The following is an 18925-nucleotide window of genomic DNA, read 5'->3' as shown; positions in this document are numbered from 1 at the left end:
AAAAACAAAAGGGATTTGGTTTTGAAACCTAATCCCTTATCATGTGATGGCGATACGATTTGCTATAGATTTCGAAATTTACTGTTCACTGTATAAGTATCTGAAGTAACGTATCTTTCAATCTGGCGTAACTTCATTTCACCGGATTTTAATTGTGTATCAATTTGGTTAATAAGACTACTCACTTCTGGGCCAATATCTTGCTGTGAACGGTAGCCACTTGGTGCCGCTTCGACAACAAAGCACATCACGATGTACAAAATCAAAGTAATACCAAAGCTTACAAATAAGGCTAATACGGCTAATGCTCTGACCAAAGCAACCGGAAGTTCTAAGTACTCAGCAATACCCGAACACACACCACCGAACACACGTCTATCCGTTAAACGATAAAGTTTGCGGTTGCGAAATTGAGTCATTATTTTTGCCTCCAATTTGGGTGTTCTGCATCCAAAATATCTTCAAGCGTTTTAATGCGTTGCTGCATCTGTGATGCTTGCTCTGCTAATTGCATCAAACGTTGTACTTCATTTTCAGTTAGCTGACTCCCCTGCCCATTATTTTTTTTGCTGTAATGTAGCCACAGCCAAATAGGCAGAATAAAAATGAGAAAAATAATTAATACGAGAGACAGAAAAACGTAGCCCATCACATATCCTTATACATATGGTTAACCTATCTATGGCACTGATACGATATTGCTGACGTACCAGTGCATCAAAATAACTGTTACTGATCTTTATTGATTTTAGCTTTAAGCGCCGCTAATTGCGCGCTTATTTCATCGTCTGCTTTTAACTCTGCAAACTGTTGATCCAGTGATTTTTGTTTACCAATACCATAACTTTGAGCTTCACCTTCCATATGGTCTATACGGCGCTCAAACTGTTCAAAGCGAGCCATTGCTTCATCCAGTTTGCCACTATCCAGTTGGCGACGTACATTACGGCTAGATTGTGCTGCTTCCATACGAACAACCATTGATTGCTGTTTCGCACGCGTTTCTTGCAGTTTGTTTTCTAATTCAGTGATTTCACCTTTTAAACGAGTCAAGGTTTCATCAACAATAATCAGCTCGTGTTTTAAGGTATCGACCATTGCACTCACTTTTTGCTTTTCAATCAGTGCTGCACGCGCTAAATCTTCTTTATCTTTCACCAGTGCTAATTCTGCTTTTTCTTGCCAATCAGCAACTTGTTTTTCGCCCATCTCAATACGGCGCTCTAAACCTTTCTTTTCAGCTAAGGTACGTGCTGATGTCGAACGAATTTCAACTAGCATGTCTTCCATTTCTTGAATCATCAGACGGATCATTTTTTGCGGATCTTCTGCTTTGTCTAACAAAGAAGCGATGTTTGCATTAATGATATCGGCAAAACGTGAAAAAATACCCATTATTTATATCCCCTTGATGGATTTAATCATTCTGTAGCGCCTCGACCTGATTTGGCTTCCAACCCATACCTGACGCTCCGTTAGTCAAACAACAAATAGCATGTTGTATTTAGCTATTGCAATTCACATATAGCAACTCGCGTGCCAACTTTAAAAAAAGATCGTATCACAATGATTTTAAATAAAATAATTATAAACTTTCTCTAAAAGTCATTTTAGTCTATAGTTAAAGAATCGGTATTTCCAACCAACTATTGGTAAAAAAAACCATGAAAGAAACCAACGAACCTATTCTTGGCGTTTCAAGTAATTTTCTCGATGTACTCGAACAAGCTTCTGAACTCGCTCAGCTCAATAAGCCTGTTTTGGTTATCGGCGAACGCGGTACGGGTAAAGAACTTATTGCAGATAGACTCCATTACCTCTCCCCGCGCTGGCAAGAAGCTTTTATCTCTCTCAATTGCAGCGGACTCAATGAGAATTTACTGGATTCTGAATTATTTGGACATGAAGCAGGTTCTTTTACAGGCGCCCAAAAACGCCATCAAGGGCGCTTTGAACGAGCAGACAAAGGTTCTCTTTTTCTTGATGAGCTCGCCACTGCACCAATGTCAGTTCAAGAAAAACTGCTGCGAGTCATTGAATATGGTGAACTTGAACGAGTCGGTGGAAGCCAAGCATTACACGTGGATGTGCGTTTAATCTGTGCTACAAATGCCAATTTACCTGAACTTGCCAAACAGGGCCGCTTTCGAGCTGACCTCTTAGATAGGCTGGCTTTTGATGTTATTCGCCTCCCCCCACTGCGTGAACGACAGCCTGATATCTTATTGTTAGCAGAACATTTTGCCATTTTAATGTGTGGCGAATTAAAACGTTCACACTTTACAGGTTTTACATTACATGCCCAACAGGCTCTGCAACACTACCCATGGCCAGGTAATGTACGCGAATTAAAAAATGTTATTGAGCGCTCGATATACCGCCATGGAAACTGTGCTGACCCCGTTGATAATATTATTTTTGACCCATTTGGCGAAAAACTTGCTGAGCTACATGAATCACCAAGTTCACTCCCCATGCCACATACCCAACAACAGAATACAATTTTGCCTTCATTACCATGTGATTTACGTCAGTGGCAACAACAATCCGAAAAAGCGCTATTGGAACAAGCACTAACGGATAGTCATTTTAATCAACGTAAAGCCGCACAACGGTTATCATTAAGTTATGACCAACTACGAGGCTTAATAAAAAAACATCAAATAAATATTGAGAGTTAATAACACGTAGTTCAAATAATCCGAATTTATTGTTTGAACTACTGCATTATACTTAAACATTAAAAATTCAGGTTTAAAAAATTCGGTTTGTATTTATTGCTAAATATTTCCAATCTTATATTTTGGTTTCAAAAATCATTTACTCCCTTCACTGTTAAAATATATTATCGACAGAGTAAAATTAAAATAAAATTATTTAACTAAAATAAATAACTAAATAAAAACAATAGGTAACGGAGATTTTACTTTCTAAATTAAAAATTTGAAAATAATAAAAAAATTATAGCTAGTTACTTGTACTAATTATCACACATAAATAATGATTTATTTTAGCACATTTAGTTAATTATATAATCATAACTACGTCTATTTTAATCATATTAATGTTAACTAATTAAATTATTTTTACACCTTGTCATATTTAACTACTGTGCGAAATATATTTATATGATATCTCTATTAATATGATATTTATTATATGAGGAGCCTATTATGAAGAATATAAATATACTTGCTATGACCTTTTTTCTTCTCGGCTTATCTCCTACAGTCAGCGCAGAATCATTAATGAGAACATTCTCTTACTGTGATGCGACTTTTTTCGAGAAAATGAAAGAGTATCCCGCTTTAAATGATGCATCTAATGCATTGAAAAACATGAAATTATATGATGGTGAACAAGTTTCTGTTAATCTCAATTTTTCACCTACTGGAATTGTGACTTTTAATCGTTTTTTTGTTAGTCATAGTAATTTCGATAAATATGATGACTTCACCTATTTAGGCTTACGTGGCCAATACTATTTTTGGGGATTTGAAACCACTCAAAGCTTTGAAGAGGTTATCCGTTATACTTCATCAAGAATTGCTATTCTAAAGGTGGGAAATACTTATATCTACTCACCCATGATCCGCCACAATTTGCAAGGCCAATGGGTGTTTAACGAATACGCAACGCAAGACTATAACTTGGCCCCAAATGCAGCTGAAAAAATGCTGATTATTGAAAAGGATGAACAAAGAGGAGTGGTTCGTTTCTTATGTACACTCCAAGGTAAAGTGACCGATGAAGACCTACACTATGTGGGTTTAGAGTAATAACGAGAAATGAAGCTAAACGAGTTTGTTGATACAAAAAAAAAAGCCAGCACCCAAGCTGGCTATTAAATAAAACACTGGAAGCAATGTGAGCAATGTCATGCCTTGTCTACATAAGCACTTGGCTTAATTGACAAAACGAATGATAATCGTTATCAGTGCCATTTGTAAAGCTTTTTAATGAGATATTTTCTCATTAAGACATACTTCAATGATTAATTTAATAATTTAAGTTAAGCATTATATTAATAACTTCCTTTTTAGCTTAATTTTCATGCTTTTTTAGGCTAAATTTTGCTTATACCCTGTCCCCCCATTTTTAGGCTACAATAGGTCAATTCTAGTTAACGATGTCAGTGGTATGCGCCTATTAACTCTTTGGTTTTTATTTATCATTTCTGTGTCTGCACAAGCGCTTAATAACCAAGAGCGCTTTACCGATATTGTGGCTAACGAGGTTCCTGCAGATATACGCCAAAAAGGTTTTATTTACTGTGTAAATGGGATCGTTACGACATTTAATCCACAACTAGTCAGTAGCGGGCTAATTGTCGATCCTCTCGGTGCTCAAATTTATGATCGCCTATTAGATGTTGATCCATTTACCTATCGTTTGGTTCCAGAACTGGCTGCTAACTGGGAAGTCCTCGATAACGGCGCAACCTACCGCTTATACCTGCGTAAAGATGTAAAGTTTCAAAACACAGCTTGGTACACACCAACGCGCAATATGAATGCTGATGATGTTGTGTTCAGTTTTTCTCGCATGTTTGAAGTCAACCATCCTTATCATTATATCAATGGGGGACGTTACCCTTATTTCGATAGTTTACAATTTGCCAATAGTGTCCAAAGCATACGTAAAATTAATAGCCATACGGTGGAGTTCCGTTTGAATTCACCTGATGCATCTTTTTTATGGCACCTAGCAACACACTATGCTCCTGTCCTTTCATCCGAGTACGCTGATTACCTTTCAAGTATCAATCGCCAAGAGCTGATTGATTGGCGACCTGTGGGTACGGGGCCATTTCATTTAGATGACTACCAAGCTGGGCAATTCGTTAGACTTCTCAGAAATGACAATTACTGGAAGGGTTTGCCGCGTATGGAAGAAGTGGTTGTTGATATGGGGGCCGGAGGAACTGGTCGCATTTCGAAATTACTCACAGGAGAATGTGATGTTTTAGCCTACCCTGCAGCAAGCCAATTAAAAGTATTACGAGATGACCCACGTTTGCGAATTTCTATGCGTTCTGGGATGAATATTGCCTACCTCGCATTTAATACCAGTAAACCACCATTAGATAAACTAAAAGTACGTCAAGCAATTGCTTATGCAATTAATAATGAACGTCTAATGCAATCAATTTATTACGGTACAGCAGAAACAGCTGCATCTATTTTACCAAGAGCTTCATGGGCTTATGATAATCAAGCAAAGATCACTGACTATAACCCCGAACTTTCCAAACAAATGCTCAAAGAGATGGGGTTAGAAAATCTAAAACTGGATTTATGGGTGCCTATCGCTTCGCAATCATATAACCCTAGTCCACTAAAAATGGCTGAGCTTATCCAAGCAGACTTGGCACAGGTTGGTATTGTTATGAATATCCGTTCTGTTGAAGGCCGCTTCCAAGAAAACCAATTAATGGATAGAACCCATGATATGACATTAGCAGGTTGGACAACTGACAGTAATGACCCAGATAGTTTTTTCCGCCCGCTACTAAGTTGTGCGGCAATTGGTTCCCAAACCAATTTAAGCCATTGGTGTAACCCCGCTTTTGATGAAATCTTACATAAGGCACTATTGACACAGCAATTAGCCGCACGTATAGATTATTACCATCAGGCACAACAAATTTTAGGGGAAGATTTACCTGTCTTACCCCTTGCCTACTCTTTACGTTTACAGGCCTATCGCTATGATATAAAAGGGCTAATGATCAGTGCGTTTGGTAATACCTCATTTGCCGGTGTGTATCGGGAAATGGAACAGGCTGAAAAAGTTTCTCCGAAAAAACAGAGGCAGCAACCATGATAATTTATTCACTGCGTCGTTTTTTGCTTTTATTAGTCACGGTATTCTTTCTATCACTAGTCAGCTTTAGCTTAAGCTATTTTACGCCTAATGCACCACTGGGTGGCGCATCACTTATCGATGCCTATATTTTTTATTTTGAAGGCTTACTCCATTTTGATTTTGGCGTTTCAAGTATCAACGGGGAACCCATCACTGAACAATTAAGAGACACATTCCCTGCCACCATGGAGTTATGCATTTTAGCGTTTATTTTTGCTTTAACGACAGGTATTCCACTCGGGATTATTGCTGCTTTTTGGCGTAATAAACCAGCGGATATTGCTATCAGTGTTTTTGCTTTATTAGGATTTTCTGTCCCTGTATTTGTACTCGCACTCGTTTTAACCCTCTTTTTCTCATTACATTTAGGGTGGCTGCCTGTATCGGGTCGAATTGACCTATTATACAATTTAAAAACAGTAACTGGCTTTGCCTTGGTAGATGCATGGCTTTCGGATTCACCCTATCGTAAAGATATGATTATTAATGTACTTGAACACATGGTATTACCTGTTCTGACTTTGGCGCTCGCACCAACAACCGAGGTTATTCGGTTGGTACGTAATAGCACCGAAGAAGTCGCCAGTGAAAATTATATCAAAGCAGCCGCTATTCGAGGGTTGTCACGAATAAAAATCATCCGTCGTCATATTTTTCATAATGCTATTCCCCCCATTATTCCTAAGCTTGGGCTACAGTTTTCTACTATGCTGACACTGACCATGGTAACTGAACTCGTTTTTAACTGGCCAGGACTTGGCCGTTGGTTAGTTACAGCTATCCGCCAAGAAGATTACTCCGCAATATCCGCTGGCGTGATGCTAATTGGCGCACTAGTGATTACTGTAAATGTGTTGTCTGATATTTTAGGCGCCATGATGGACCCACTAAAACATAAGGATTGGTATGTCCTCAGATAATTTTTATCGTGAACAAAAAATGCCATCCCCAACACGAGTGGTATGGAATATCTTCTCATCAGATGTGGTTTCTATGGTGGGTTTTTTTGGTGTATTAGTTTTATTAATTTTATGCTTTGTTGGCTCTTATTTAGCACCTTATGCACTAGATCAACAATTTTTAGGTTACCAACTAACACCACCGTCTTGGTCACATTATGGTGATGTTGCATTCTTCTTTGGGACTGACGACCTTGGCCGCGATATTCTGAGCCGGCTATTAATTGGCACTAAATCAACATTTGGTGCGGCTATTTTAGTCACACTGATTGCAACACTAATTGGATTAGTTCTCGGCTGCCTAGCAGGAATGACTCGCGGGTTAAAATCTGCAATTTTTAACCACATACTCGATACACTGCTTTCAATCCCATCCTTATTACTCGCTATTATTGTCGTCGCTTTTATGGGCGCTAGTTTAGAAAATGCGATGCTCGCTATTTGCCTTGCATTAATTCCGCGAATGGTAAGAACCATCTATGTTGCTGTACATGATGAGTTAGATAAAGAATACATCGTTGCCGCACGCCTAGATGGCGCTTCAAACATTTTTATTTTATGGTATACCGTACTGCCAAACATCACCCCTATTCTCGTCACTGAACTAACTCGGGCACTTTCAATTGCCATTTTAGATATTGCCGCTTTAGGTTTTCTTGATTTAGGTGCACAACTTCCATCTTCTGAATGGGGTGCCATGCTAGGAGATACTTTAGAGCTTATCTACGTTGCTCCCTGGACGGTTATCTTACCCGGTGTTGCTATCATGATAAGCGTGCTTTTTGTTAACCTTTTAGGTGATGGGCTACACCGTGCCATCAATGCGGGAGTTGAATAATGCCACTGCTAGACATCCGCAATTTAACTATCGAATTTATGACTGCCAATGGCCCAGTCAAAGCTGTTGATCGCGTATCAATGACATTATCTGAAGGGGAAATCCGAGGTTTAGTCGGCGAATCAGGTTCTGGAAAAAGCCTTATTGCAAAAGCTATCTGTGGCGTAACGAAAGACAACATTCGTGTGAAAGCCGACCGTTTTCGCTTTCAAGACATTGACTTACTAAAACTCAGCCCACGTAAACGTCGCAAGTTAATTGGCCATAACATCTCCATGATATTTCAAGAGCCACAATCTTGCCTCGACCCAGCCGCTGATATAGGCAAACAGCTTATCCAATCGATTCCTGGATGGACATATAAAGGCCGCTGGTGGCAACGTTTTAATTGGCGTAAACGCCGTGCAATAGAACTGTTACACCGTGTGGGGATAAAAGATCATAAAGATATCATGCGCAGTTACCCTTATGAACTCACCGATGGTGAATGTCAAAAAGTCATGATTGCAATTGCGATAGCTAACCAACCACGGTTATTAATCGCCGACGAACCCACCAATGCGATGGAGTCTACCACTCAAGCGCAAATTTTCCGTCTACTAGATAAATTAAACCAAAACAATAATATGGGAATTTTGCTCATTAGCCATGATATGGAAATGATGTCAAAACTTGTTGACCGCATCAACGTACTCTATTGTGGGCAAACGGTTGAGAGCGCAACACCAGAAGATATCCTACAGCGGCCACGCCACCCTTATACCCAAGCATTAATCCGTTCAATCCCAGATTTTGAAAGCCCTCTTCCCCATAAAGGGCGGTTAAATACGTTACCCGGTGCAATTCCGTCTCTTGAACATTTGCCTATTGGTTGCCGCCTTGGCCCCCGTTGTCCTTATGCACAACGTACTTGCATCAACGCGCCTCAACTGCGCAATATTAAAGGCCACCTCGTTGCTTGCCATTATCCGCTAAACACCGAGGAACAATCTTAAATGGAAACTTTACTTGAAGTCCGTAATCTCACCAAAACTTTCCGTTTTCGTGAGGGTCTATTTCATCGGCACGAATTACAAGCTGTTAAGCCTGTTAGCTTTAACTTACAGGCAGGCCAAACATTAGCCATTATTGGCGCCAATGGCTCAGGAAAATCAACGCTTGCGCGAATGTTATCCGGCGTTGTAGAACCCACCAGCGGCGATATTTTTATACACGGACAACCCCTTAATTTTGGCGATTATAGCTACCGTTGCCAGCGTATTCGCATGATTTTCCAAGACCCAAGTACGTCCCTAAATCCAAGGCAGCGTATTGGTCAAACGCTTGAACTCCCTTTAAAATTAAACACTGACTTAACTGGCATAGAACGTGAAAGGCGCATTATTCAAACGCTTCGCCAAGTCGGGTTACTTGCTGACCACGCTGAATATTACCCACATATGTTAGCATCGGGGCAAAAACAGCGTATTGCACTGGCAAGAGCGCTTATTCTACAACCCGAAATTATCATTGCGGATGAAGCGCTAGCTTCGTTAGACATGTCCATGCGGTCACAGATCATCAACTTAATGCTAGATTTGCAAGCAAAACAAGATATTGCATTTATCTATGTTACCCAGCACTTAGGGATGATGAAACACGTCAGTGATAAAATGCTTGTGATGGATAAAGGTGAAGTTGTCGAACGTGGTAATACAGCAGAAGTTTTAGCCGCCCCTCTTCATGACGTTACCCGACGACTAATTGAAAGCCACTTTGGTGAGCCCCTGTCGATTGATGCTTGGCGGCAAGACTTATAATGGCTTCTCCATTGTCTGTGGGTAAAATTCCTCACAGACAATGAATTAAACTCGTTATTTAACGTGATATCGTGACATTAGCCTTAATATGTTTAAGGTGAACAACTATCGTAAATGTGACAATCACCAAAAGTGACCATGCCCCCCACTTACCTGCATGTACCATTGACCAAGCTCCAATCTGGTTTGGATATTGCCAAACACCAAAAAATGTCCCAAAATTCTCAGCCAACCAAATAAAAAAGCCAATTAGCATAAATGCGAGCAATAATGGCATTTTTCGCTCTTTATCTAGCGGAGTATAAAAAACCACACTACGGGCATACAACCCCATAATAAATGCAGCTAAATACCAGCGATAATCATCAATATAATGATGACTAAAAAAATTAATATAAATAGCTAATGCAACTAATGTTGCCATCCAATAGGGTGGATAGTGTTCAATTCTTACTTTAAAAAATCGCCAAGATTGAATGATATAGCTCCCTACAGCGGCATACATAAATCCAGTAAATAAAGGAACCCCCCAAAGCTTAGTGTAAGCTTCATCTGGATATTGCCATGATCCAATCGTTGCTGACGTTTTAAACAACTCCATCATAAAACCAACTAAATGGAAAACACAAATAGCCTTTAACTCATCCCAGGTTTCCAGTTTTGACCACACTAACAAGGCTTGAAAGGCAACTGCAAAAATCAATAACAAGTCATAGCGAGGGATACCAATTAGCCCTTTAGCTGGTACCAAAAATAGCGCCAGAAAGAAAAAACCTGCGAATAAACAAGAACGAGCATTAATTAAACCGAAAAACCAAAACTCTAATAGAAACCGTTTAATGCCATGGCTATTATTCGGCTGATGAGCCATTAAAATTTGGTCTAATTTCCCTAACACATTCAATTTTTGACACAAACTGGTCATTTATTCGCTCACCTAATTTTTTATTATTTGGTTTGTTTTCTTTCATAAGACAAGGCGATGAGTTTAACAAAATAGTTATCCCCTACATAAGGTAACTATCTTAGATTTATGCATTTTTATTTTTTATAGTTTTAAGCGCTGGGTTTACACTACCTATTAATATTAACGATATTTTCCATCCGATTTTAAGTTTTATTTTTTAACTCGCACCTGATGGCAATTCGTTAACAAAAAGTAATGATATACTTAAATGATATGTGTTTATTTGCTATATGAATGCCAATCCAACAATTTAGGAGTTTTATGATGAAATTATATTACGCTCCCGGTGCTTGCTCACTTTCTCCCCATATCATTCTGCGTGAAACTGGTTTAGATTTCAGTATTGAGCGAGTGAATATAAAAGAAAAAAAGACTGAGAAAGGTGAAGACTTTTTAGCAATAAACCCAAAAGGACAGGTACCAACCTTAGTGCTAGATAATGGCGAACAACTCACTGAAGGTGCTGTTATTGTTCAATATATTGCGGATCAAAAACCGGATCGTAACCTGATAGCACTACCTGGTTCGATGAAGCGTTATCACCAACTAGAAGCCTTGAATTTTATTTCAACAGAGCTACATAAAACTTTCTCACCTTTATTCACTCCAGGGACACCAGAAGAGTATAAAGATACTGTTCGTAAAGTATTGTTTAATAAGTTTGAGTATGTTGATAGCGTGCTCGCTAAACAAGCTTTCTTTGCTGGAGATACTTTTAGTGTCGCTGATGCCTATTTATTTACGGTTAGTAATTGGGCAAAACACGTTGGGCTTGATTTGACTAGCTTGACCCACCTGCAAGATTACAGTGCTAAAATCGCCAAACGCCCTAATGTTCAAGACGCATTAAAAGCGGAAGGCCTAATCTAATCTGTAAAATAGCGCTCTTTCAGTAGAGCGCTATCTTTGATAATACAAATCAATTTAATTGTGTTGCACAGAAATTATGTTCTGGATTAACCATTTTGTCTTGAGCAGCAACGAGTTGTAATTCGTATTCTCCCATTTCTTTAGTTTTTATCATCACTTCATATACCGCAGCTGCAACGTGTTCTAATCCCTTATCTAAAGGCTCACCTTTCAATAAGTTAACCAACATTAAACCACTGGTCAAATCACCAACACCAACGGGTTGTTTTTCACCAAAATCAACTAATGGGCGACTAACATGCCAGCTGTGTTCCGCAGTAACCAAAATCATCTCAAAACGATCAGCACGATATCCCGCACGACTTAAATGCTTAACAAGCACTATTTTAGGCCCTTTGTGGCACAATTCACGTGCAGCTTGCGTGGCCTCTTCAACATTTTTAATGGTTCTACCCGTTAAGGTTTCTAGTTCTAGTAAATTTGGTGCAATAACATCACTAGCAGCCAGCGCACGCTCACAAAGGAATTCAGCAACTCCAGGAGCAACAATGCAACCTTTCTCAGGATGTCCCATTACTGGGTCACAAAAATACAGGGCTTGAGGGTTTACTGCTTTTACTCTTTGCACGATAGCAAGAATATCATTTCCTTGCTCTGCAGACCCGATATAGCCACTTAATACAGCATCACAACTTTCTAATTTATGGATTTTAGCTAAGCCATCAACGATGTCGGTTAAGTGCTGCGCTGGAAAAACACTTCCAGTCCATTGTGAGTACTGTGTATGATTCGAAAATTGTACGGTATTGAGTGGCCACACATCTACGCCCATTCGGCACATAGGAAATGCAGCAGCACTGTTTCCTGCATGGCCGAAAACAACATGGGATTGAATTGATAATACGCTTTTCATTGAGAACCCAAAAAATTGTTATGTCGAATGAAGAGAAATCAGTGATTACCCATTGCAAATATGAATACACTCCAAATAATCCAAGTCATATATAGGTGACATAAGAAAATGAACCGAGGGCATACATCAGCATGCAATTCGGAGCGCCTAGCGCAGTCAACACCGATACAATTTGAATTATGACGAGTACAGCCCGGAAGATCCCGGGCTGATATTACAAAGGTTAGTCAGAGCTATTTCCAATTAATTAAACAGTCGTTTTTCTTACCCCGACGGATCAATGTATAACGCCCAAACAGGCGGTCTGCATCAGAGAATACATACATTGGCTCTGTTTGTTTCTGGCCATTAATAGATACCGCGTTAGAACTAATTGCCGTTCTTGCTTGCCCACGAGAAGGCGTTAACTCTGAATCTACTAAAGCTTGCTGTAAATCAGCACCTGCTTCTAAGGTAATACAAGGAATACCATCTTGAGCTAATTGTTCAAAATCAGCTTCAGTTAAATCAGATACGGCACCAGAGAATAAGCTTTCAGTAATACGTTTTGCAGCAGCTAGCCCTTCTTCACCATGTACCAGCTTAGTGACTAATTCTGCCAATACATATTGAGCCCGAGGCGCTTTACCGCTGTTTTTATCTTCTTCTTCCAGTGCGTTAATTTCATCAATTTCCATGAATGTGAAGAATTTTAAGAAGCGATAAACATCGGCATCTGCCGTGTTGATCCAGAACTGGTAGAATTTATATTGGCTAGTTTTCTTGGAGTCTAACCAAACTGCACCACCCTCAGTTTTACCGAATTTTGTGCCGTCTGCTTTAGTAATCAGAGGTACCGTCATGCCAAATACTTGGTTTTGGTGTAGGCGACGAGTTAAATCGATACCAGAAGTGATATTACCCCATTGGTCAGAACCACCAATTTGCAGTTCTACTCCCATCTCTTTGTTCATATTTGCAAAGTCATAACCTTGTAAAAGGTTATAAGCAAACTCAGTAAAAGAGATACCAACGTCATCACGATTTAAGCGTTGTTTAACTGACTCTCGGTTAATCATTTGGTTAACAGAAAAATGTTTACCAATATCACGTAAGAAAGTCAGTACATCCATTTTGCCAAACCAATCATAGTTGTTAGCAAGGCGTGCACTGTTATCACCGCAATCAAAACTTAAAAATGGTGAAACTTGGTTACGAATTTTCTCTACCCACTCTTGAACGGTTTCTGTGGTGTTTAATTTACGCTCAGTAGCTTTAAAACTTGGGTCTCCAATAAGACCCGTTGCACCACCGACCAACGCCACAGGCTTGTGCCCGGCTAGTTGGAATCGTTTTAAACACAGCAAAGGAACCAGATGTCCCAAATGCAAGCTATCAGCGGTAGGATCGAAGCCACAATAGAGAGAGATAGGGCCCTGCGCCAGTCTCTCTGCTAACGCATCCTCATCCGTTACCTGGGCAACGAGGCCCCGCTCTTGCAATTGTTTAATCAGGTTATTGCTAGACATCAATGACTCCATCTGTTGTATTTTGTCTATCTATTTTGGTTTAAATGACCAGTAAGTTTGAGAGATTTGTCAAAAACTCACCAGTGTAATTTGTCAGTTTTCTTAAATGAAGCTATAGCATAAAGCGCATATCAATTAAGTGCCAGCTAAAAAACATGATCCTAAGGGGCTAATCTGTCAATTTTCCAGCCACTCTCTTCTCGCTGGTATAAAAAACGGTCATGCAAACGGTGTGCACCACCTTGCCAAAATTCAACACTATCAAATACCACTCGATATCCCCCCCAAAAACTAGGCAGTGGGACGTCACCATTCTTAAACTTTTGTTTTAGTTCTAAGAATTTCCCTTCTAAAATACCACGTGCAGAAATTTTAGAAGATTGCGCTGATGCCCATGCTGCAATTTGGCTATCTTTTGGCCGACTATGAAAATATTTAATTACTTCAATAGGGTTTAAACGTTCGGCAACGCCTATGAAATTGACTTGGCGCTCTAATGGATACCATGGAAAATGCAGGCTAATTTTATTATTTTTTTCTAAATGCTGCGCTTTTCGGCTACCTAAATTGGTATAAAATACAAGGCCTTTATCATCAAAATGTTTTAATAGTACGATACGCTGGTAGGGTTGCCCGGTTTCATCCACCGTAGCAACACACATGGCTGTTGGGTCACTCAAACGAGCTTCACATGCCTGTTTCATCCATAGTTCGAAAAGGGTCAATGGGTTTGGTGTTAAATCATGGCGTCTTAACCCACCTTTTGTGTATTCTCGACGTACTGCTGCGAGATCAATCTCACCTAGTTCGTTCATTTTTGCATCCTTAACCACAATTATTTTTTATTGCTATTTTTAGGGTATATCGCCCCAAGCACAGTTTCTTGGCTTGCACCAGTTACAGAAGCCAGATTCCCTGAAAGCCCAGAAATGGTTCGAGCAGCTAACCATGCAAATGCCAAGGCTTCCATGTCATCCCCACTTAGTCCAAATTTATCACTTGGCGCCACTTCAATCCCAGGTAGTAAGGCAGCCATCCGTTGCATTAGAAAGGTATTCTTTGCTCCGCCACCGCAAACTATCAAGCGCTCACAACCGCCACATAGTAACACTTGCTCTGCAATAGAGGCGGCTGTCAATTCGCACAGTGTTGCTTGCACATCATCAACTGAAATTGAAGGAAAGTCAGCCAAATGCTGTTCTAACCATTGTGTGTTGAAATACTCTCGCCCCGTACTTTTCGGTGATGAACGCCTAAAGTATGGGTCACTTAGCATCGCTTTTAGTAATGCATGGTCAACTTGACCACGACTGGCCCATTCACCATCTTTATCAAATGCCTTTTGCTTAATACGCCAACTCCAGGTATCCATTAACATATTGCCAGGTCCAGTGTCATAACCTTTAACATAAGCACCAGGTAACAAAGCTGTCACATTAGCTATTCCACCAATATTCAGTACAATTCGTTTTTCTGTAGAATGCCCTAAAACAGCTAAGTGAAATGCAGGAACTAAAGGTGCTCCCTGCCCCCCATAAGCCATATCTCTTCGTCGAAAATCACCTACTGTCGTGATCCCCGTTAAAGCCGCAATACGGTTGTTATCACCTAATTGCATAGTAAAAGGCTGCTCACCATCAGGCTCATGCCAAACAGTTTGACCATGGCAACCAATGGCAATGATATCTTCGGATGTTAGCCCTGTTTGAATAAGAAGCTGGTTTATTGCATTTGCATATAAAGAGCCTAGCTCTCTATCAATTTTACCAACCTCTGATAACGTTGTTACTTGTCCTTGGCATATATCTAAAATTCTTTTTTTTAATTCAATAGGAAATGCAACACTCAAACTGGATTGCTCTGCGACAAATTTGTCACTAATTGCAGCAAGAACGACATCAACACCATCTAGGCTAGTTCCTGACATAACCCCTATGTAACGACCTGATTTCATCATTATTCTTGTTCCTTCAGAGTGCACATTAACTTTACAACGCTCGACTACAAAAGATTGTGCTTTGATGACAAATTTTGTCAACAATTCGATGCAATTTCTCGGCGCGCTTCGCAGGAATAATAAATAAATGCTTTAAAACTCAAAATTGCTAGACAACCCAAGTAAAAAAGACGTTTTGTAATACCTGAAATTTTCATTTCCAATATAATGGTACATAATACATTTATCAGCTCGGCATTACGGTTCTGTACCTCAGCTAAAGTTTTAACACCTTATTTCTGTTTGGCAACTGGTGCGAAAAGATGCTCATAAGCTGACTACCCTATATGAATATTTAACAAAGAGTGCCTTATTGAATGAAATAATCGCGAATTTGAGATATTTTACCTAGTGTTTACACTCTATTTAAATCAATATCGGTAATCTAACCATCGCTTTTTAATACCATTATTTTGATACTTGTTGTGTTTATGGTGAAAACAAATATACGATGCTATGTTAGTGCCACAGACAGCAAATCTCATAGGAGTTCTTATGCTTAAGAAAGTTTTTGTAGGTGTTGTAGCAGTTGCAGCTTTATCAGGCTGTGTCAATACCAGTACGCTTTCTGGTGATACTATTTCAGCCAAGGATGCGAAACAGGTACAGACTGTGACTTATGGTACTGTTCTGAATGCTCGCCCTGTGACTATTCAAGCTGGTGAAGACGGCAACGTAATTGGTGCCATTGGTGGTGCAGTACTTGGTGGGTTATTAGGTAACACTATCGGTGGTGGGACAGGTAACACATTAGCAACTGCTGCGGGTGCTATCGCTGGTGGCTTAGCAGGCCAAGAAGCCCAAGGCGCATTAAATAGAAGCCAAGGTGTTCAATTAGAAATCCGCCTCGATAGCGGCAAAAACATTGTTGTAGTTCAAAAACAAGACCCAAACACTTTCCGTAATGGTCAACGCGTTATGATTGCGAATAGCGGAAATACCGTTACTGTATCTCCTCGATAATCTTACGGTTACTAAATTAGGTATGCTCACCGGCTATTGCCGGTGAGCATTTCTTATAAAAATATTGCTGAATAATATAATAACTTTATGTTTTATAATCATATTTTATATTTATCATGCATGGCTTTTAAATAATGTAATTCCTTGTTTACACATAAATGCCTTGCTTTCAAACCAATAAACTTATTTTAGCTTATCCCCTCTAATCAATTGTTTGTTATTAATTAATACACACCAATGAATTAGCTAACTAAAAATTAAAAAGACAAAAGCAACGTCGAGACATACAATTTACAAATTTAATTATATTTCACAGCAATCATTCAACAAGAACAATAACCGAGTATAATTATTCATTCTATTATCACCCTATAAAAATTGCATAATCCAATTATTTTAATTGCGAATTTAATAATTAGCATATCATTTATTAGCTAGTCATATTATTTTTACATCAAGAATCATTTTGTAGTCTTAAAATATTCTTTTCAAGCTTCAGAAGTAATTGTGACAACTGATAAAGCTCATCTTGGCTAATGTTGTTCAATATTTCTAGCCGCGTATTATTTATAACTTGATCTACAGTTTTAATAAAAGGTTCAGATTCTTCAGTTAATTTTATTCTTTTAGCTCTCCTATCATTTGTGCAAATATGCCTAGAAATAAGCTTTTTTTCCTCTAACTGATCAAGAGTTCTTACTAATGAAGGCTGTTCAATACCAATCGCTTTCGCTAACTGTATTTGAGATTGTTCAGGTGGTAGTTGACTTATATTATGCAATGTAACCCAATGTGTCTGTGTAAGTTTAAGAGGCTTCAAACGATAGTCGATTAATGCTCTCCACATGCGAACAACACGTGATAATTCTGTCCCAATTTGTGATTCCAATTTACCCTCCTTTATATAATTATAATGTCTAAAAAACATACCGTCTTCATATTATTTTTGAATTATATATTAATTTCCTTTTATATTTACAACTTTTTATTTATACATTAGCTATTAAATACCTATTTCTAGTTATAATGGCTGGTTTATTATGCGGTATAACTCCCATTAATACTTCGTAAACTCATCCATTATCTCAATCTAGGATTAATAAGATAACCTATCAATTATCTTATTAATAAGAATAGCCGCACTCTCCTTTTTGATCTATCTATTTTACCTCTTATAGTAGTCATGAATAACAATAAAAAAAACAATGACAAATAAATCTTTAAAAAACAAGTGAATATAGTTAATCTTAAAATCATGTTAATTACAGTCATTTTGATTTAACCTATACCAATTTTTAATAAATAAAATTTCATTGAAATATAAACCAAGAAATAAATAGCTTATCATTAATTTCAATTGAATTAATTCACTTTAAAATTAAAACATTTGTTTTATTCCTAATGAAATTTAAGAAGCTGGGGATTAAAAGAGTTGTTGTTGCTTATCGATGATTTTTTCTTGATCTGGTTTTTTATTTAATATTCTTAAATAGCGTTGGCGACATAAACGAAGTACATTTCGTTTTTCAGTATCAGAGAATTTTAGCCAATTAAAGCGTTCATCACGAGTGCGGTAACAACCTCGACAATAACCTTGCTCATTACTTTGACAAATACCACGGCAAGGGCTGGGGATCTCAAAAAATTCAAGTTGTTCGGCCATAAGTTTCCCCTTCAAAAGAAAAAATCACATTAAATCTGTGATATACTCCTAAAAATGAGTATTACCATTATTTGTTCAAAAAACAAACTGTAATCATTGTATTTATTAATTTAAGCACGTTATATTAATAGGTAAATCGATTCAGGCTGATTCTAAGAGGTTTAAAAATGCGCTTACTCCATACTATGTTACGTGTTACTGATATGCAGCGTTCTATTGATTTTTACACTAAAGTGTTAGGCATGCGCTTATTAAGAACGAGTGAAAACACAGAGTATAAATACTCTCTCGCATTTGTTGGTTACAGCGATGAAAGTGAAGGCGCCGTAATAGAGTTGACCTATAACTGGGGTGTTGACCAATACGATATGGGCAATGCATATGGTCATATCGCCTTAGGCGTCGATGATGTTGCAAAAACGTGCGATGATATCCGTAACGCTGGTGGAAACGTCACACGTGAAGCGGGCCCTGTTAAGGGTGGAAGCACTGTGATTGCATTTGTGGAAGATCCAGATGGCTATAAAATTGAACTTATCGAAAACAAAAGCGCAAGTAAAGGCTTAGGCCATTAATTCGCG

Annotated in this window: 20 protein-coding genes; 10 read left to right on the top strand and 10 right to left on the bottom strand. The window is 38.7% G+C overall.

What is annotated here, in order from left to right; genetic code table 11:
- Positions 1-62: 62 nt before the first annotated feature.
- The 3 genes from pspC to pspA all read right to left on the bottom strand — a co-directional run bounded on the left by pspC (position 63) and on the right by pspA (position 1395).
- Entirely contained in the window at positions 63-419 is a 357-nt protein-coding gene (gene pspC / locus PSF28_RS03645) for an envelope stress response membrane protein PspC (RefSeq protein WP_210839442.1), read from the bottom strand.
- Positions 419-649, bottom strand: coding sequence for an envelope stress response membrane protein PspB (gene pspB, locus PSF28_RS03640; protein WP_004910474.1), 231 nt, complete (start codon positions 647-649; stop codon positions 419-421). Before pspB ends, pspC begins: the two co-directional genes overlap by 1 nt.
- Positions 650-729: 80 nt before the next feature.
- Positions 730-1395, bottom strand: a complete 666-nt coding sequence (gene pspA, locus PSF28_RS03635; protein WP_004263893.1) for a phage shock protein PspA — start codon at positions 1393-1395, stop codon at positions 730-732.
- A 269-nt stretch (positions 1396-1664) separates the two neighbouring features.
- On the opposite strand from pspA, the gene pspF reads away from it, so the two are divergent.
- The 7 genes from pspF (at position 1665) to sapF (ending at position 9464) form a co-directional block, all read left to right on the top strand.
- Positions 1665-2681: a phage shock protein operon transcriptional activator gene (gene pspF / locus PSF28_RS03630; protein WP_210839440.1), complete on the top strand. Its 1017-nt coding sequence runs from the start codon at positions 1665-1667 to the stop codon at positions 2679-2681.
- A 492-nt stretch (positions 2682-3173) separates the two neighbouring features.
- Positions 3174-3779, top strand: coding sequence for a hypothetical protein (locus PSF28_RS03625; RefSeq protein WP_272684646.1), 606 nt, complete (start codon positions 3174-3176; stop codon positions 3777-3779).
- Between the two features lie 361 nt (positions 3780-4140).
- On the top strand, positions 4141-5826 hold the full coding sequence (sapA, locus tag PSF28_RS03620) for an ABC transporter substrate-binding protein SapA (protein ID WP_272684645.1): 1686 nt from the start codon (positions 4141-4143) through the stop codon (positions 5824-5826).
- On the top strand, positions 5823-6788 hold the full coding sequence (sapB, locus tag PSF28_RS03615; RefSeq protein WP_210839670.1) for a putrescine export ABC transporter permease SapB: 966 nt from the start codon (positions 5823-5825) through the stop codon (positions 6786-6788). The genes sapA and sapB overlap by 4 nt, the downstream gene beginning before the upstream one ends.
- Positions 6775-7665, top strand: a complete 891-nt coding sequence (gene sapC / locus PSF28_RS03610; protein ID WP_115167366.1) for a putrescine export ABC transporter permease SapC — start codon at positions 6775-6777, stop codon at positions 7663-7665. Before sapB ends, sapC begins: the two co-directional genes overlap by 14 nt.
- Positions 7665-8660 (top strand): putrescine export ABC transporter ATP-binding protein SapD, encoded by a 996-nt coding sequence (gene sapD / locus PSF28_RS03605; RefSeq protein WP_004910464.1) that lies wholly within the window; start codon positions 7665-7667, stop codon positions 8658-8660. Before sapC ends, sapD begins: the two co-directional genes overlap by 1 nt.
- Positions 8661-9464 carry a putrescine export ABC transporter ATP-binding protein SapF gene (gene sapF, locus PSF28_RS03600; protein ID WP_004910462.1) on the top strand — a complete coding sequence of 268 codons (804 nt, stop codon included), beginning with the start codon at positions 8661-8663 and terminating at the stop codon, positions 9462-9464.
- 58 nt (positions 9465-9522) lie between these two features.
- On the opposite strand, the gene PSF28_RS03595 is transcribed toward sapF, so the two are convergent.
- Positions 9523-10389, bottom strand: a complete 867-nt coding sequence (locus PSF28_RS03595) for a DUF817 domain-containing protein (protein ID WP_042851575.1) — start codon at positions 10387-10389, stop codon at positions 9523-9525.
- A 306-nt stretch (positions 10390-10695) separates the two neighbouring features.
- Here PSF28_RS03595 and gstA point away from each other — a divergent pair, with 306 nt between their 5' ends.
- Entirely contained in the window at positions 10696-11301 is a 606-nt protein-coding gene (gene gstA / locus PSF28_RS03590; RefSeq protein ID WP_272684656.1) for a glutathione transferase GstA, read from the top strand.
- Positions 11302-11350: 49 nt separating this feature from the next.
- On the opposite strand, the gene pdxY is transcribed toward gstA, so the two are convergent.
- The 4 genes from pdxY to anmK form a co-directional block, all read right to left on the bottom strand.
- On the bottom strand, positions 11351-12214 hold the full coding sequence (gene pdxY / locus PSF28_RS03585) for a pyridoxal kinase PdxY (protein WP_210839667.1): 864 nt from the start codon (positions 12212-12214) through the stop codon (positions 11351-11353).
- A 233-nt stretch (positions 12215-12447) separates the two neighbouring features.
- Positions 12448-13722 (bottom strand): tyrosine--tRNA ligase, encoded by a 1275-nt coding sequence (tyrS, locus tag PSF28_RS03580; protein WP_210839665.1) that lies wholly within the window; start codon positions 13720-13722, stop codon positions 12448-12450.
- A gap of 161 nt (positions 13723-13883) precedes the next feature.
- Positions 13884-14537, bottom strand: coding sequence for a pyridoxamine 5'-phosphate oxidase (gene pdxH, locus PSF28_RS03575; protein ID WP_004910451.1), 654 nt, complete (start codon positions 14535-14537; stop codon positions 13884-13886).
- Between the two features lie 20 nt (positions 14538-14557).
- Entirely contained in the window at positions 14558-15679 is a 1122-nt protein-coding gene (anmK, locus tag PSF28_RS03570; protein ID WP_210839664.1) for an anhydro-N-acetylmuramic acid kinase, read from the bottom strand.
- A 534-nt stretch (positions 15680-16213) separates the two neighbouring features.
- On the opposite strand from anmK, the gene PSF28_RS03565 reads away from it, so the two are divergent.
- Positions 16214-16681, top strand: a complete 468-nt coding sequence (locus tag PSF28_RS03565) for a glycine zipper 2TM domain-containing protein (RefSeq protein WP_004910448.1) — start codon at positions 16214-16216, stop codon at positions 16679-16681.
- Between the two features lie 454 nt (positions 16682-17135).
- Here PSF28_RS03565 and slyA read toward each other — a convergent pair whose 3' ends face one another.
- Together slyA and PSF28_RS03555 are read right to left on the bottom strand one after the other, a co-directional pair.
- Positions 17136-17570, bottom strand: coding sequence for a transcriptional regulator SlyA (slyA, locus tag PSF28_RS03560; protein ID WP_210840421.1), 435 nt, complete (start codon positions 17568-17570; stop codon positions 17136-17138).
- A gap of 534 nt (positions 17571-18104) precedes the next feature.
- The gene (locus PSF28_RS03555; protein WP_272684644.1) at positions 18105-18344 is read right to left on the bottom strand and encodes a DUF1289 domain-containing protein; all 240 of its coding nucleotides are present in this window, start codon (positions 18342-18344) and stop codon (positions 18105-18107) included.
- A gap of 167 nt (positions 18345-18511) precedes the next feature.
- Between PSF28_RS03555 and gloA the strand changes: the two genes are divergently transcribed.
- A complete protein-coding gene (gene gloA / locus PSF28_RS03550) occupies positions 18512-18919 on the top strand; it encodes a lactoylglutathione lyase (protein ID WP_210840423.1) in 408 nt (135 codons plus the stop codon).
- The last annotated feature ends 6 nt before the right edge of the window (positions 18920-18925 follow it).

This window comes from Providencia sp. PROV130 (genome assembly GCF_028482225.1).
Classification (GTDB): domain Bacteria; phylum Pseudomonadota; class Gammaproteobacteria; order Enterobacterales; family Enterobacteriaceae; genus Providencia; species Providencia rettgeri.
This window is presented reverse-complemented; position numbering and strand designations above follow the sequence as displayed.

Bases quoted from the DNA above. Each gene is read 5' to 3' on its own strand.
- pspC (WP_210839442.1), bottom strand. From the start codon at position 419: ATGACTCAATTTCGCAACCGCAAACTTTATCGTTTAACGGATAGACGT.
- pspB (WP_004910474.1), bottom strand. From the start codon at position 649: ATGGGCTACGTTTTTCTGTCTCTCGTATTAATTATTTTTCTCATTTTT.
- pspA (WP_004263893.1), bottom strand. From the start codon at position 1,395: ATGGGTATTTTTTCACGTTTTGCCGATATCATTAATGCAAACATCGCT.
- pspF (WP_210839440.1), top strand. From the start codon at position 1,665: ATGAAAGAAACCAACGAACCTATTCTTGGCGTTTCAAGTAATTTTCTC.
- PSF28_RS03625 (WP_272684646.1), top strand. From the start codon at position 3,174: ATGAAGAATATAAATATACTTGCTATGACCTTTTTTCTTCTCGGCTTA.
- sapA (WP_272684645.1), top strand. From the start codon at position 4,141: ATGCGCCTATTAACTCTTTGGTTTTTATTTATCATTTCTGTGTCTGCA.
- sapB (WP_210839670.1), top strand. From the start codon at position 5,823: ATGATAATTTATTCACTGCGTCGTTTTTTGCTTTTATTAGTCACGGTA.
- sapC (WP_115167366.1), top strand. From the start codon at position 6,775: ATGTCCTCAGATAATTTTTATCGTGAACAAAAAATGCCATCCCCAACA.
- sapD (WP_004910464.1), top strand. From the start codon at position 7,665: ATGCCACTGCTAGACATCCGCAATTTAACTATCGAATTTATGACTGCC.
- sapF (WP_004910462.1), top strand. From the start codon at position 8,661: ATGGAAACTTTACTTGAAGTCCGTAATCTCACCAAAACTTTCCGTTTT.
- PSF28_RS03595 (WP_042851575.1), bottom strand. From the start codon at position 10,389: ATGACCAGTTTGTGTCAAAAATTGAATGTGTTAGGGAAATTAGACCAA.
- gstA (WP_272684656.1), top strand. From the start codon at position 10,696: ATGAAATTATATTACGCTCCCGGTGCTTGCTCACTTTCTCCCCATATC.
- pdxY (WP_210839667.1), bottom strand. From the start codon at position 12,214: ATGAAAAGCGTATTATCAATTCAATCCCATGTTGTTTTCGGCCATGCA.
- tyrS (WP_210839665.1), bottom strand. From the start codon at position 13,722: ATGTCTAGCAATAACCTGATTAAACAATTGCAAGAGCGGGGCCTCGTT.
- pdxH (WP_004910451.1), bottom strand. From the start codon at position 14,537: ATGAACGAACTAGGTGAGATTGATCTCGCAGCAGTACGTCGAGAATAC.
- anmK (WP_210839664.1), bottom strand. From the start codon at position 15,679: ATGATGAAATCAGGTCGTTACATAGGGGTTATGTCAGGAACTAGCCTA.
- PSF28_RS03565 (WP_004910448.1), top strand. From the start codon at position 16,214: ATGCTTAAGAAAGTTTTTGTAGGTGTTGTAGCAGTTGCAGCTTTATCA.
- PSF28_RS03555 (WP_272684644.1), bottom strand. From the start codon at position 18,344: ATGGCCGAACAACTTGAATTTTTTGAGATCCCCAGCCCTTGCCGTGGT.
- gloA (WP_210840423.1), top strand. From the start codon at position 18,512: ATGCGCTTACTCCATACTATGTTACGTGTTACTGATATGCAGCGTTCT.